The 13,993-nt window shown below is 56.5% G+C and carries 12 protein-coding genes and 1 riboswitch; of the genes, 4 read left to right on the top strand and 8 right to left on the bottom strand.

From position 1 onward, the window contains the following. Positions 1–173: 173 nt before the first annotated feature. A complete protein-coding gene (gene yjbE / locus ACTJKZ_RS16075) occupies positions 174–431 on the bottom strand; it encodes an exopolysaccharide production protein YjbE (RefSeq protein ID WP_161733491.1) in 258 nt (85 codons plus the stop codon). Between the two features lie 566 nt (positions 432–997). Next, positions 998–2,644 (bottom strand): glucose-6-phosphate isomerase, encoded by a 1,647-nt coding sequence (pgi, locus tag ACTJKZ_RS16070; protein WP_440829834.1) that lies wholly within the window; start codon positions 2,642–2,644, stop codon positions 998–1,000. Between the two features lie 391 nt (positions 2,645–3,035). Beyond that, positions 3,036–3,228: riboswitch (Lysine riboswitch) on the top strand. A gap of 113 nt (positions 3,229–3,341) precedes the next feature. Between pgi and lysC the strand changes: the two genes are divergently transcribed. The 3 genes from lysC (at position 3,342) to panS (ending at position 6,727) form a co-directional block, all read left to right on the top strand. After that, positions 3,342–4,694 carry a lysine-sensitive aspartokinase 3 gene (gene lysC, locus ACTJKZ_RS16065; protein WP_285086718.1) on the top strand — a complete coding sequence of 451 codons (1,353 nt, stop codon included), beginning with the start codon at positions 3,342–3,344 and terminating at the stop codon, positions 4,692–4,694. A gap of 239 nt (positions 4,695–4,933) precedes the next feature. Then, the gene (gene aqpZ / locus ACTJKZ_RS16060) at positions 4,934–5,626 is read left to right on the top strand and encodes an aquaporin Z (RefSeq protein ID WP_440829833.1); all 693 of its coding nucleotides are present in this window, start codon (positions 4,934–4,936) and stop codon (positions 5,624–5,626) included. 183 nt (positions 5,627–5,809) lie between these two features. After that, the gene (panS, locus tag ACTJKZ_RS16055) at positions 5,810–6,727 is read left to right on the top strand and encodes a ketopantoate/pantoate/pantothenate transporter PanS (RefSeq protein ID WP_161733499.1); all 918 of its coding nucleotides are present in this window, start codon (positions 5,810–5,812) and stop codon (positions 6,725–6,727) included. Between the two features lie 86 nt (positions 6,728–6,813). On the opposite strand, the gene ACTJKZ_RS16050 is transcribed toward panS, so the two are convergent. The 6 genes from ACTJKZ_RS16050 to ACTJKZ_RS16025 all read right to left on the bottom strand — a co-directional run bounded on the left by ACTJKZ_RS16050 (position 6,814) and on the right by ACTJKZ_RS16025 (position 13,078). Beyond that, positions 6,814–8,439 carry a Na/Pi cotransporter family protein gene (locus tag ACTJKZ_RS16050; RefSeq protein ID WP_161733501.1) on the bottom strand — a complete coding sequence of 542 codons (1,626 nt, stop codon included), beginning with the start codon at positions 8,437–8,439 and terminating at the stop codon, positions 6,814–6,816. Positions 8,440–8,549: 110 nt separating this feature from the next. Beyond that, positions 8,550–9,542 carry an ABC transporter ATP-binding protein gene (locus tag ACTJKZ_RS16045; protein WP_150012059.1) on the bottom strand — a complete coding sequence of 331 codons (993 nt, stop codon included), beginning with the start codon at positions 9,540–9,542 and terminating at the stop codon, positions 8,550–8,552. Positions 9,543–9,544: 2 nt separating this feature from the next. Beyond that, complete coding sequence (locus ACTJKZ_RS16040) at positions 9,545–10,330, bottom strand: ABC transporter permease (protein WP_061061338.1); 786 nt, start codon at positions 10,328–10,330, stop codon at positions 9,545–9,547. A gap of 11 nt (positions 10,331–10,341) precedes the next feature. Beyond that, on the bottom strand, positions 10,342–11,187 hold the full coding sequence (locus tag ACTJKZ_RS16035) for an ABC transporter permease (RefSeq protein ID WP_440829832.1): 846 nt from the start codon (positions 11,185–11,187) through the stop codon (positions 10,342–10,344). Continuing rightward, positions 11,184–11,996, bottom strand: a complete 813-nt coding sequence (locus ACTJKZ_RS16030) for an alkaline phosphatase family protein (RefSeq protein ID WP_260059110.1) — start codon at positions 11,994–11,996, stop codon at positions 11,184–11,186. Before ACTJKZ_RS16030 ends, ACTJKZ_RS16035 begins: the two co-directional genes overlap by 4 nt. A 20-nt stretch (positions 11,997–12,016) precedes the next feature. Further along, entirely contained in the window at positions 12,017–13,078 is a 1,062-nt protein-coding gene (locus ACTJKZ_RS16025) for an ABC transporter substrate-binding protein (protein ID WP_161733511.1), read from the bottom strand. Between the two features lie 206 nt (positions 13,079–13,284). Here ACTJKZ_RS16025 and ACTJKZ_RS16020 point away from each other — a divergent pair, with 206 nt between their 5' ends. Continuing rightward, positions 13,285–13,992 carry a UTRA domain-containing protein gene (locus ACTJKZ_RS16020; protein ID WP_222924726.1) on the top strand — a complete coding sequence of 236 codons (708 nt, stop codon included), beginning with the start codon at positions 13,285–13,287 and terminating at the stop codon, positions 13,990–13,992. Position 13,993: the final 1 nt, after the last annotated feature.

The following is a 13,993-nucleotide window of genomic DNA, read 5'->3' as shown; positions in this document are numbered from 1 at the left end:
CAAAGTAAAAAATAACCACACAGGCGTGTGGTTATGTTTAAAGGTGCTCTGCCCGTCACGGCTGGCTGCAGAGATACAGGTTACGTGGCTTAGCGTCATCACTTACCGAAGTCAGTGTTTCAGCCGCAGCCCGTTTGCTGTAAATCAGCAATCAGACGGGAGACGGGCATCCATCAACGAGTGGTGCTCGTCGTGGTCGTGGTTGTTGTACCGGTATTTGCACCGTCACCACCGCCAGAAGCAGCAATGCCGAGCCCGACCAGCGCGCCAAGTGCGCCGACACCGACAGCCGTGGACGTGCCAGCAGAGATTGCTCCCGCCTGCGCGCCAGCTGCAGTACCTGCTTCACCTGCTTCCTGCGGCGCAGCAAATGCGCTGGAAGAAGCGGCAACGAGGATCAGGGCTGCACCGGCAACCATAGTTTTTTTCATAACAACGTTTCCTGCATTGAGTGAATGAAGGATCTCTGACCGGCGACAAGGGCAATACAGACAGGCTGCAGCCAAAGCGACGGACAGTCCCATTGCGGGCGCGTTCATTATAGGGCAACAAAATATCAGAGTTCAGTGCCATAAAAACCAGGGTAAATAGCGGGGCAATTGCGTGATTTAATCAGCTGAATTGGGGATAACTACTTTTTAAATCGGAGGTTTTCTGGTTGATACCCTATATTTCGCTACAGGTAAGGCGAATGCAAAGCGGAATGTTCTTTTTTAGTTATATCTGGTACGGAATAAGAATAATCAGAATTTACTCAGAAGGGCTTAAATTAAATATGGCTATAAATCAATAGCTAACCCTGTTGCCCGTTAGTTTTCAGATCCATTTTATACTGGATATCACACTGTTTTATAGCCAGATGTTCAGAATTATCTTAGGGTATTTTAAGACTTTTCCCGCACTGGCGTGAATGACAAAATCGATAATCAGGCCACCTGGATGGAAAAAGAGACAAAAAAAGGGCGGCAACGTTGCCGCCCGATGAAATTAACGCCGATTAACGCCAGGATTTATAGCGGTTAATTAAGGCATTAGTGGAACTGTCATGAGAGGTAATTTCGTCCTCATTTTCCAGTTCCGGCAGAATACGGTTCGCCAGCTGCTTACCTAACTCCACACCCCACTGATCGAAGGTGAAGATATTCAGGATGGCACCCTGCGTGAAGATTTTGTGCTCGTACAACGCAATCAGCGCACCCAGGCTGTACGGCGTAATTTCACGCAGCAGAATGGAGTTAGTCGGGCGATTACCTTCAAACACCTTGAACGGCACAATGTGGGCTACAGATTCTGCCGATTTGCCGGCATCGGTAAACTCTTTCTCCACGACGTCGCGTGACTTACCAAACGCCAGCGCTTCGGTCTGGGCAAAGAAGTTAGAGAGCAGCTTCGGATGGTGGTCCGCCAGCGCGTTATGAGTAATCGCCGGGGCAATGAAGTCACACGGAACCAGTTTGGTCCCCTGATGGATCAGCTGATAAAACGCGTGCTGACCGTTGGTGCCAGGTTCGCCCCAGATAATAGGGCCAGTCTGGTAGTCCACCGGATGACCGTCGCGATCCACATACTTGCCGTTTGACTCCATATTTCCCTGCTGGAAATAGGCGGCAAAGCGGTGCATGTACTGGTCGTAAGGCAGAATCGCTTCGGTTTCGGCACCAAAGAAATTGTTATACCAGATGCCAATCAGCGCCAGCAGCACCGGCAGGTTCTGCTCCGCCGGGGTAGAGGCGAAGTGCTGGTCCATGGCATGTGCGCCGCTCAGCAGTTGCCCGAAGTTATCGAAACCAATCGAGAGAATGATCGACAGGCCGATCGCTGACCACAGTGAATAGCGGCCGCCAACCCAGTCCCAGAATTCAAACATGTTATTGGTGTCGATACCGAATTCACCCACCGCTTTGGCGTTAGTCGACAGGGCAGCAAAGTGTTTCGCTACGTGCTTTTGATCGCCTGCGGTTTTCAGGAACCAGTCGCGCGCACTGTGGGCGTTGGTCATGGTTTCCTGGGTGGTGAAGGTCTTCGATGCGACCAGGAACAGGGTGGTTTCCGGGCTGAGATCTTTCAGCGTTTCGGCGATGTGGGTGCCGTCTACGTTAGAGACAAAATGCATGTTCAGATGGTTTTTGTACGGGCGCAGCGCTTCCGTCACCATAAACGGGCCAAGATCGGAGCCGCCGATACCGATGTTCACTACGTCGGTGATCGCTTTACCGGTATAGCCTTTCCATTCGCCGCTGATGATGCGCTCTGAGAAGCCTTTCATCTTGTCCAGCACAGCGTTGACCTCTGGCATCACATCTTTGCCATCCACCAGAATCGGCGTGTTACTCCGGTTACGCAGTGCGACGTGCAGCACCGCACGATCTTCGGTACGGTTAATCTTCTCACCCGAGAACATAGACTTAATGGCACCGCTGAGATCGGTCTCTTTAGCCAGCGCCTGTAACTTATCGAGGGTTTCCTGGGTGATGCGGTTTTTGGAGAAATCCACCAGCATCTGATCATCAAAGGTGGCAGAGAATTTGGCAAAACGATCGGCATCCTGGGCGAACAGATCGGCAATTTCTACCGATTTCATCTGCTCAAAATGCTGTTGCAGCGCTTTCCAGGCTGCGGTTTGTGTCGGATTGATATTTTTCATGGCAACACTCTTGTTGATATTAAGAACCGTCATTCCATCGGAGGCACATCATGCCCGTTTAGCGTTTCAGTATGACCACACTTGTAACTGAAAGGAAAAATTTTGTCAGCGCACGCCGCGCAGACGAGGTAAACGCTGCGGTCTGTCGTCAGCATTCACTGGCGCGAACAGCCTGAGGATGGCAGCAGTATCACGCGCTAAAGTGTGACGCGAAAGTCTGCGCAAAACGTTGTGCCGTGTCAGGGATTGTTGCAGGGGCTGAACCCATTAAGCACTGTAGACGCTGCGGCGCAGGGCAATTTGTTTTCTGATGCGGCTCTGCGGCCATCGCTGACATTGACAGCAGGTCCAGAAAAGGCTAGATCTATGCGCCTACTTGCGCACCTGTGTGCAAGCCAGAAGAGGCGCGTCGCCCAGGCAGTGTGTTGGAGGAACCGTATCCGGTGAAAACACATCATGGGGAGCGACGCCGAGGTGGGTCAGCACGCGGTGTGCTGCCTGTCGGCTACAGGGGCTGAATCCTCTGGGTTGTCACCAGAAACGTCTGCAGTCGACGTTTTGCAAGGTGGGGCGCTTCTGGGTGACTCGTCTATCCGATCTTGTCCGCCCGTTTCTGCTCTTTCCTTGTGCCTGGCTGAAAGCATGTTTCTCGACCCTTTCATCGGCGAGAACAAGATAACCTGACACGAGGTCCTACATGTCTCAAACTCTGATAGTGGCAAAATTTGGCGGCACCAGCGTAGCCGATTTTGAAGCGATGAACCGCAGCGCCGATGTGGTGTTGCAGGACGCCAGCACGCGTCTGGTAGTGCTCTCTGCCTCGGCAGGCATTACCAATCTTCTGGTTGCGCTGGCTGAAGGCCAGCAGGCACCCCAGCGCGCTGCTCTGCTTGATGATATCCGCCGTATCCAGTACGCCATTGTCGATCGCCTGCAGCGTCCGGACGTGATCCGCGATGAAATTGATCGGATGATCGACAATATCAGCATGCTCTCAGAAGCGGCGTCACTCGCCACCTCAAATGCCCTGACCGATGAACTGGTCAGCCACGGCGAGCTGATGTCTTCACTGCTGTTTGTTGAAATTTTGCGCGAACGTCAGGTGAATGCAGAGTGGTTTGATGTTCGCAAAGTGATGCGCACCGACGATCATTTTGGCCGGGCAGTCCCGGATGTTCAGGTGCTGGCGGAGCAGGCGACGGCGCAGTTACAACCACGTATCGCGCAGGCGCTGGTGATAACTCAGGGCTTCATTGGCAGCGAAAGCGAAGGGCGCACCACCACCTTAGGGCGTGGCGGCAGTGATTATACCGCCGCGCTGCTGGGCGAAGCGCTGAACGCGGCGCGCGTCGATATCTGGACGGATGTGCCGGGTATCTATACCACCGATCCACGCGTGGTGCCGACGGCGAAGCGTATTGATGAAATCACCTTTGAAGAAGCCGCTGAAATGGCGACGTTTGGTGCAAAAGTCCTGCATCCGGCGACGCTGCTGCCCGCCGTGCGCCGGGGTATTCCGGTCTTCGTCGGATCCAGCAGGGATCCGGCAGCGGGCGGCACCCGCGTCTGCAACGAAACCCGCAACCCGCCGCTGTTCCGGGCGCTGGCGTTACGCCGTAAGCAGACGCTGTTAACGCTGCACAGCCTTAACATGCTGCATACGTTTGGTTTCCTCGCCGAACTGTTTAACATTCTGGCGCGTCATAACGTCTCCGTTGACCTGATAACTACCTCCGAAGTCAGTGTGGCGCTGACGCTGGACACCACCGGCTCGACCTCAACCAGTGCCAGTCTGCTGACCCAGGCGTTGCTGACTGAACTCTCGTCGCTGTGCCGGGTAGAAGTGGAGGAAGATCTGGCGCTGGTGGCGATTATCGGCAATGAGCTGTCAAAAGCGTGTGGTGTTGGCAAAGAGGTGTTTGGTGTGCTCGATCCGTTCAACCTGCGGATGATTTGCTATGGTGCCAGCAGCTACAATCTCTGCTTCCTGGTGCCGGGCAATGATGCGGAAAGCGTAGTCCGTACGCTGCACCGCAATTTGTTCGAGTAAATTTATCTGCTGTTCAGGCCGCGTCTGCGCGGCCTGAACAGCGGCAAAAAAGGTTCAGTTCGTCCTGATCTCCCTGTGGTTTGCTTCTTCCAGACAGTTCCATCAATACAAAGGCTTATTGCCACTATTGCCAAATGGCAACCCCTTTCTTTGCGCATTTCGTGTACCGGCGTTGCGCTCCCTTTCCTCAGATTTATAATCCCGCCGCTGAATCCATTCACCTAAAGTTAGGAAATATCATGAAAAGGTTAGTCGCAGAGGCGCTGGGGACTTTTGTACTGGTCGCAGGCGGTTGTGGTAGTGCCGTACTGTCAGCGGCGTTCCCGGAACTGGGCATTGGCTTCATGGGCGTGGCGCTGGCTTTCGGGCTGAGCGTGCTGGTCATGGCGTATGCGGTCGGTCACATCTCAGGCGGTCACTTTAATCCGGCAGTTACCCTGGGATTAGTGGCAGGCGGACGTTTCTCCGCCTCGCAGGCCATTCCTTACATCATCGCGCAACTGGCGGGCGGCATTGCGGCTGGCGCGGTGCTTTATCTGATCGCCAGCGGTAAAGGCGACTTCAGCGCAGCGGCCAGCGGCTTTGCGGCGAACGGCTACGGTGAACACTCACCGGGTGGCTTCAGTTTGCAGGCAGGCATGATCACTGAGGTAGTGATGACGGCTATCTTCCTGATTGTGATCATGGGCGCTACCAGCGAACGCGCGCCAAAAGGCTTTGCCCCGATTGCGATTGGCCTGGCGTTAACCCTGATCCACCTGATCAGCATTCCGGTGACTAACACCTCTGTTAACCCGGCACGCAGCACCGCAGCAGCCCTCTTCCAGGGTGACTGGGCGATCTCTCAGCTGTGGATGTTCTGGTTGATGCCGATTATCGGTGCCGTGGTTGGTGGTTTGATCTACCGCGGTTTAGAGGAAAAAGCAGCGTAATTTCGTCGATATTCAGCGGATCGGCAGCAGTCGATCCGCATTTTCCTGTCTCGCCCCATCTTCGCCTTACGCCATGATAATGAAATGTTATGATCCCGCCTTCGTCACGGCAGTCGTTCCTGCATGATGACGCTCTATGGCAAATCTGCACTAAACATAACATTCTTATAAGGAAGTCTGGCTATGCTCGCCACGTTAACCCGCCTGTTCCCGCTCTGGGCCGTGCTGCTGTCTGTCGCCGCCTATTACTCTCCAGGTACCTTTCTCGGCATCGGACCCTGGGTCACTTATCTGCTGATGCTGATTATGTTCGGCATGGGTGTCACCCTGAATATCGACGATTTCAAACGGGTGCTGACCCGGCCTGCGCCGGTGATTGCCGGCACCTTTCTGCACTATCTGGTGATGCCGTTAGCCGCCTGGGGGCTGGCAAAACTGTTCCATATGCCGCCCGATCTGGCCGCCGGTATGATTCTGGTCGGCTCAGTTGCCAGCGGCACCGCCAGCAACGTCATGATCTATCTGGCGAAAGGGGATGTGGCGCTGTCGGTAACCATTTCTTCCGTCTCCGCGCTGGTGGGCGTGTTCGCCACGCCGCTGTTAACCCGCTTTTATGTGGATACCCACATTCAGGTTGATGTGGTGGGCATGCTGCTGAGCATCGTGAAGATCGTCGTGATCCCGATTAGTCTTGGACTGATCATTCATCACAGCATGAACAGCGTGGTTCGCCGGGTGGAGCCGTGGCTGCCTGCGTTTTCGATGGTCTGCATTCTGCTGATCATCAGCGCGGTGGTGGCAGGCAGTCAGAGCTTTATCGGATCGGTGGGTTTGATGGTGATCGCGGCGGTGATCCTGCATAACGCGATTGGCCTGCTTGGCGGCTACTGGGGCGGCAAACTGTTTGGCTTTGATGAGTCAACCTGCCGTACGCTGGCACTGGAGGTCGGCATGCAGAACTCCGGTCTGGCGGCGACGCTGGGCAAACTCTACTTCTCGCCGCTGGCGGCATTGCCGGGCGCACTCTTCTCGGTGTGGCACAACCTGTCAGGTTCACTGCTGGCGGGTTACTGGTCCGGAAAGCCGATTAAGAAGAAGTAACCGTGGCGGCGCATTATTGCGATGCGCCGCTTCTCACTGCTGTTACGCCGGACGATTGCTCCGGCGTAACTGTCTGTTCACACGCTTTATTCATAATCCCGTTCATCGTCGGGCTGGTCCAGCACGGTATAGGCCACGCTGCAGAAGAGGGAATTCAGGCGCTTCATATCGCCGAGTAAACCAAGGTGCAGCGAGCTGGTCTCAATGCTCTGCACGTTCTGCTGATGCAGGCGATCAACGTGGGCATGAGAGTAGCGGCGAATCATCAGGCGGAAGCGATGTTTCGCGCGGCGCAGTCGCCTGGCGCTGGTGACATCGTGCGACAGAAATACCGACAGGCTCATTCTGAGGTTGGCGATTAACAGCTCCTGCAACTCCTGCAGCTCCTTTAAGCCCTCAGCAGAAAACGCACGGCCCGCTGCCAGCGACTTGTCAGCGACATCGCCGCTCATCCGCTCAATAATGTCACCGGCCTGCTCCAGATTCAGCGACATCTCAATGATTTCACCCCAGCGGCGCGAATCCTCTTCCGGCAAATCCTCTTTGGGCATCCGCGCCAGATAGAGTTTGATGGCGGTATAGAGCACATCGACATCATCATCAAGCCGCCGCACCGTGCGCTCCTCGCGGGACTCACCATGTATGACTTTATTAAACGCTTCCAGCATCTGTTCCAGCACGTCACCCATGCGCAGCGCTTCGCGGGCGGCATTCACCAGCGCCAGCGCCGGGGTATCCAGCGCGCTGCGATCGAGGTGCTTTGGCTTAAGCTGCAGCGCGTTGTCGACGTCGTCGGCAATGAGTCGACGGCAGAGGCGCGCCATCAGGTCAGCAAACGGCACCATCGCCACACAGCGGATCAGGTTGTAAAACACATGGAAGAAAATCACTAACTCTTCATCGTTGACCGGCAGCTTATCGAGCCAGGTCGCCACAATATCGACAAACGGCAGGATCAGGACGCAGCCAATGAACTTGAACAGCAGGCTGCCGAGCGCTACGCGCTTACCGGCGGCATTCGAGCTGCTGGCGTTGATCATCGCCAGCAGACCGCTACCGAGATTGGCACCGATCACCAGACAGAGCGCGACCTTGAACGAAATCACGCCGGTTGCAGTCAGTGTCGCGGTGATCAGCACCGCGGCCAGACTGGAGTAACTGATAATGGCAAACACTGCGCCCAGCAGCGCATCGAGCATCACGTCGCCCGTCAGGCTGGAGAAGAGCACCTGCACACCCGCGGCCTGAGTAATCGGACGCGCCGCTTCGACAATCAGCTGCAGCGCCAGCAGTATCAGGCCCAGGCCGATACTGGCGCGGCCTAACTGACCGGCACGGGTCTGTTTGCGGCTGAGGAAGAACACCACGCCAAAGAAGATAAACAGCGGTGAGAGCCAGGAGAGATCAAAGGTCAGGATACGGGCCATGATAGCGGTACCGACATCCGCGCCCAGAATCACCACCAGTGCGGGCGTCAGGCTGACCAGATTCTGCGCCACAAAAGAGGTGACCAGCAACGTCGTGGCGTTACTGCTCTGCACCAGCGTAGTCACGCCGATACCCGCCAGAAACGCCATCGGTTTTTTTTCGATGCTGCGGCTCAGCACGCGGCGCAGGTCGGCACCGTAGACCCGCATGATGCCGGTTCGCACGATATGCGTGCCCCAGACCAGCAGGGCCACTGCAGAAAGTAAATTAAGCAGGGTTAACACGGGGTATCGCTCCTCGTTTGTCAGGCTTCAAACAGCACAGACTGCCAGCCTGACAGCGAGAGCAATCTGTGAAGGGGATTGCCGTGCGATGCGTAATTTTTTCCTGTGTTTTAAGCCACCTGGCGCAAAGTCGACAGCTCTAATTGTAGACCAATCTTCCTGCCAGCGGGATGCAAATCCGCCGCCGATCGGTTAAGCACATCGACCGAAAGTTCCACGTCATGCGCCCGGATACGGTAGCGGATGACGTTGCCCAGCAGGCTGTGGCTGAGGATTTCCGCAGGAATACCCTGGCCCGGCGCGGTTAACAGCATTGATTCCGGGCGAATAGCCACCTGGTTATGGAAAGGCTGGCCGGTCAGCCGCGTCGCCTGCTCGGCACTCAGCAGGTTGTAATTGCCAATAAATCCGGCGGCGAAAAGATCAACTGGCTGGGTATAGAGCGCTTCTGCATCGCCGTTCTGCACGATTTTGCCCCGGTTCATCAGCACGATGCGGTCGGAGAGCGTCAGCGCCTCCTCCTGATCGTGGGTGACGAACAGGGTGGTGAGATTCAGCTCACGCTGGATGCGCCGGATTTGATCGCGCAGATGGCGACGGATACGTGCATCCAGCGCCGACAGCGGCTCATCCAGCAGCAGCAGCCGTGGACGCGTGACCAGTGAACGCGCCAGCGCCACGCGCTGACACTGGCCGCCTGACAGCTGATGCGGATAACGGCGCGCATAGTCACTGAGTTCCACCAGTTCCAGCACCTCCCGCACCCGCTGGCGGATCTGTGCCTCGGGCAGCTTCTGCATCTTCAGGCCAAACGCGACGTTCTTCTCCACCGTCATGTTGGGAAACAGCGCATAGCTCTGGAACACCATGCCGATGGCGCGCTTCTGCGGGGCCAGCGGCACGATATCCTTACCCTCCAGCCTGATTTCACCGCTGTCGACGCCGGTTAATCCCGCCAGACAGCGCAGCAGTGTTGATTTGCCGCAGCCGCTGGGGCCGAGCAGGGTGACAAACTCTCCTTCGGCGGCGCTGAAATCGATCTGCTCAAAAATCGGCGTCGGTCCATAGGACTTGTTCAGCTCTCTGACCTCAAGGTAACTCATATTCAGCCTCGTTCGGGATTCAGGGCATTAGCCAGCCAGGTGACCAGCAGCACCACAAAGAAGTAGGAGATCACCAGCGCGCTGGTGAAGTGACCGCTGCCGTTACGCATGTTGAAGAGGTAAACCTGCAGGGTTTCATAACGGTTGCCGACCAGCAGGTTAGCGAAGACAAATTCGCCAATCAGAAAGGAGAACGAGAGCAGCACGGCAATCAACATCCCTTTGCGCAGGTTAGGCAGCACCACCCACAGCGCCGCCTGCCAGGTGCTGGCACCCAGCAGTTGTGCAGCATCAATCAGCTCTTTAAGGTTGATTGCCTGCATATTGTTCGCCAGTGCACGATAGATAAACGGCAGTGCGATAGTGAAATAGCAGCCGATTAAGATCCACGGCGTGCCGGTCAGCATCAGCGGTGACGAAGAGTAGAGCTGGAGCAATCCCACGGATGACACCACCGGCGGCACGGCAAAAGGCATCAGAATCAGGATGTTCATCACCGAATCAAGTCGGGGGAAATAGTAAGCGATTACAAACATGGCAGGCAGCACCAGCACCAGCGAGAAGAGCAGCGCACCAAAGCAAATCAGCAACGAATGACCCAGTGCCGTCAGAAAACGTGGATCGCTCCAGAGCTGGATGAACCACTTCAGGCTATAGCCCTGCGGCAGAATGGTATTACTCCAGTCGGACGAGATTGCATAGAGCAGTGTAGCCAGCAACGGCAGCGCCAGCAGGGTAAAAAGTAACCCGACCATGATCCGGTGATAGAGGTGCTCAGCACGTGACATGACGGCTCCTTTCATGGCTGTTTCGCATTGAGATAGCTGCGGCGCACCAGATACTGCTGCACCAGGGTGATGAGCGCCATAATCGTCACCAGCAGCATCGCCAGCGCGCTGCCGGTGTTGGGATCGAGCGAAATATCACCGGAGACCAACGCGGCGATGCGTACCGGCACCACGTTGAAATTACCGGTGGTCAGAGCATAAATCGTGGCGTAAGCGCCCAGCGCATTCGCTAGCAGGATCACAAAAGTTCCGAGCAGCGCCGGGAACAGAATCGGCAGACCGATGTGCCACCCGTAGCGCCAGCGGCTGGCACCCAGTAGCGCTGCGGACTCCTGCCACTCCTTTTTCAGCCCGTCGAACGCCGGATAGAGCAGCAATACGCCCAGCGGGATCTGGAACCAAGTGTAAACCAGCACCATGCCGTTGCGCGAGAAGAGTCTGAAGTTCTCAATCACACCATAATGACGCAGCAGCAGCGTCAGACAGCCGTTCAGCCCCAGCAGAATCATAAAGGCAAACGCCAGCGGAACACCGGCAAAGTTGCTGGTCATGTTGGTAAAAGAGATAAGGAAGCACTGGAGTCGTCCGCCGCCGAGCTGATGCAGCGAATAGCCGGTGACCAGCGCAATCAGCAGTCCCCAGACGCTGGACCAGAGCGAGATATCCAGTGAGAAGCGAAATGCCTGCTGGTAGAAAGGCGAGGTGAGAATGTCCTGATAGTTATCCCAGCCCCAGTGGCTGTTCATCTCACTCCAGAAGCTGTTGATGGCGATCCACAGCAATGGGGCCAGCTGAAAGGCGACCCAGAACAGGGTGAAAGGTAACAGCAGCAGCAGTGCGAACCCTTTTCCCTTCATCTTTGCGGCTCCGCCAGCAGGCCGCGACAGACCGGCTTGTCATGGGCCACTTCCAGCAGTTCACACAGCGTGCCGCACAGGTCGGTCTGCTGCGGCGCGAGGTCAGGCTGCAGCGAGAATGCGCGGCCAAAAACAAACAGCGGCACCGTGGTCTCTTCCGGCAGAATCCCGCCGTGGGAGCGATCGTCATTCATGCCATGATCGGCCGTTACCATCACCTGATAGCCCCCGGCCAGCCACAGCGGCATCCACTGCGACAGCAGGCCGTCGGCAATGCGCGCCCGGTTACGGTACTGCGGCGAGGAGAGTCCCGACTTATGACCGGCATCGTCGATATTCATCGGGTGGATAAGCAGAAAATCGGGATCGTGACGCAGCCGCAGGCTCTCTGCATCTTCAAACAGATGCGAGTCAGGATAGCTATCGTCAGAATAAAAATGCCCATACTGAATCGGCAGGTCCGGCGCGTCAGTGTGACGATCGCGCGCCGGAACGAACGGGGTGCGGTTATAAAGCTCACTCACCCAGTGGTAGGCTGCCGCTGCCGTCGTCAGTCCCGCCGCGCGCGCAAAGTGAAACACGCTGCGCTCGCGACTTAACCGGCTGACGCCATTATGGATAATGCCGCTTCTGACCGGCGGAACTCCGGTCAGAATGCACTCATAAAGCGGGCGCGACAGCGACGGTAATTCACAGGTCATACGGTAATAGGACCCGTTGCCCTGCGAACATTCGGCATGCAGGTAACCCATTGCATGTTGTGCGACCTGATTGCTCAGCCCGTCCAGTACCACCAGGATGGTCTTCATTCCGTTCTCCCTGCCGCGAACTACTGCTGCATGTTAATGATGACGTTTTCCTGCCACAGGCGCGGCAGCATTTTCGACGATTTATCCCAGGCAGCCTGATCCTTAACCGGACGGGCATTTTTATATTCGGACTGCGGCAGCAGGCGAGCCTGAACGTCCGCTGGCAGCGTCAGATGCTCGGCACGAATCGGGCGCGCATAGCCTTTCGCCAGATTGATCTGGCCCTGGTCTGAGAAGATATATTCACGCGTCAGTTTTGCGGCGTCAGGATGTTTCGCATATTTGTTAATAAGGGTGGTGTAGCCGGAGGTGACTGAGCCATCAGACGGGATTACCACTTCGTAGCGGTTTTTGTCGATCTGGTCACGGTAGTTCAGAGCGTTGAAGTCCCACACCACCGCCATCTGTACTTCGCCTTTTTCGATGTTAGCGATCACCGGATCGGTCACGCCAAGACGACCCTGCTTAGCCAGATCGGCAAAGAACGCCAGCGCCGGTTTCAGGTTCTTCTCATCACCGCCTAAAGCGTAGTTGGCAGCCAGTACGCCATTAGCCGCCTGAGCAGCTACGCCGACGTCACCGATAGTAACCACATACTTACCTTTTTTCAGATCGGCCCAGCTGTGGGGGATATCTTTCACCTGCTGCTTGTCGATCAGAAAGGCAATGGTGCCGGTATAGGCCAGCGCCCAGTGACCCTCTTTATCTTTAGCCCAGGCCGGAATCTGATCCCAGTGCGTGGGTTTATAGGGCTGGGTCACACCTTTAGCGACAGCGATCGGGCCAAAGGCGGCGCCCACGTCACCGATATCAGCACTGGCGTTCGCTTTCTCTGCATCGAATTTCGCCAGCTCCTGCGCCGATGACATATCGGTATCGCTGTGCTTAAGGCCATATTTGCTGCTGATGTCGTTCCAGGTATCTTTCCAGTTGGCCCAGCTATCCGGCATCCCGACGCTGTTGACCTGACCTTCACTGCGCGCGGCTTTTTCCAGCGCAGCGAGGTCGTTATCGGCGGCCTGCGCAACGGGCAGGGTGAGAACTACAGCACTGGCTACTACAGAGGCGATAAACGCTTTCATCTCAGTTGCTCCGGGTGTAAGTTGATGGGCCTGGCTGGTCTAGTCCAGCAAGAACCGAGCCAATGTAGCCCCTGTATATGAACGATTTATGACAAGGCGGCGCGGTGCGGGGAAGGGGCGACAAAAGAGGCGACCCGTTCGCCTGCCACAGGCGCATTTACCTGAACAGTAAGAGTGCGGAGTCGCACCAAAATGAGGCTACTGTTGTGGAGTCGATAGCACTCAAAACGGCGGATGCGATAGCCAGCGCACTGCTGACGCGCATTCAGGCGGGGGAGTTCAGCGGCGGGCGGCTGCCGGCGGAGCGTGCCTTAAGCGAGGCGTTCAGCACCACCCGGATTACCTTGCGGGAAGCGCTGGGCAAGCTGGAAGCCCAGGGAATGATCTACCGGGAACTGCGCCGCGGCTGGTTTATCGCGCCACCACGTCTGATTTACAATCCGCTGCATCACAGCCACTTTCATGCCATGGCGAGGGAGCAGGGACGGCAGGCGACCACTGAGGTGATCGCCGCTGAGCAGGTTGCGGCGCACGACAGCGTCGCGACCGCGCTGCGGCTGGCACCCGGTTCGGCGGTTTACTGCATCCGCCGCCTGCGCCGCATCGACGGGCGCGCCGTACTCTATGTAGAACACTACCTTAATCCGCGTTTCTTCCCTGGCCTGCTCGATGAAGATCTGACCCGCTCCCTGACCGATCTCTATGACCAGCGCTACGGTATTCGCTACGGCGGCGCGCGCTTCACCATTCTGCCTGGCCCGTTGCCGGAGATTGCCGCACCTACGCTGAATGTGGCGCCGGGCAGTCCCGGTCTGCTCATCACCCGTATCAACCGCAATCAGCTAAAAGAGGTGATTGATTGCGACTGTGAATACTGGCGGTACGACGCGCTCTGTGTGGATGTAGAAGCTTAGG

The sequence above is a fragment of the Pantoea sp. 22096 genome (assembly GCF_052045955.1).
GTDB classification, from domain to species: Bacteria; Pseudomonadota; Gammaproteobacteria; order Enterobacterales; family Enterobacteriaceae; genus Pantoea; species Pantoea alfalfae.
Note: the sequence above shows the minus strand (reverse complement) of the source record. Positions and strands in the feature narration are given on the sequence as shown.

Bases quoted from the DNA above. Each gene is read 5' to 3' on its own strand.
- yjbE (WP_161733491.1), bottom strand. From the start codon at position 431: ATGAAAAAAACTATGGTTGCCGGTGCAGCCCTGATCCTCGTTGCCGCT.
- pgi (WP_440829834.1), bottom strand. From the start codon at position 2,644: ATGAAAAATATCAATCCGACACAAACCGCAGCCTGGAAAGCGCTGCAA.
- lysC (WP_285086718.1), top strand. From the start codon at position 3,342: ATGTCTCAAACTCTGATAGTGGCAAAATTTGGCGGCACCAGCGTAGCC.
- aqpZ (WP_440829833.1), top strand. From the start codon at position 4,934: ATGAAAAGGTTAGTCGCAGAGGCGCTGGGGACTTTTGTACTGGTCGCA.
- panS (WP_161733499.1), top strand. From the start codon at position 5,810: ATGCTCGCCACGTTAACCCGCCTGTTCCCGCTCTGGGCCGTGCTGCTG.
- ACTJKZ_RS16045 (WP_150012059.1), bottom strand. From the start codon at position 9,542: ATGAGTTACCTTGAGGTCAGAGAGCTGAACAAGTCCTATGGACCGACG.
- ACTJKZ_RS16040 (WP_061061338.1), bottom strand. From the start codon at position 10,330: ATGTCACGTGCTGAGCACCTCTATCACCGGATCATGGTCGGGTTACTT.
- ACTJKZ_RS16035 (WP_440829832.1), bottom strand. From the start codon at position 11,187: ATGAAGGGAAAAGGGTTCGCACTGCTGCTGCTGTTACCTTTCACCCTG.
- ACTJKZ_RS16030 (WP_260059110.1), bottom strand. From the start codon at position 11,996: ATGAAGACCATCCTGGTGGTACTGGACGGGCTGAGCAATCAGGTCGCA.
- ACTJKZ_RS16025 (WP_161733511.1), bottom strand. From the start codon at position 13,078: ATGAAAGCGTTTATCGCCTCTGTAGTAGCCAGTGCTGTAGTTCTCACC.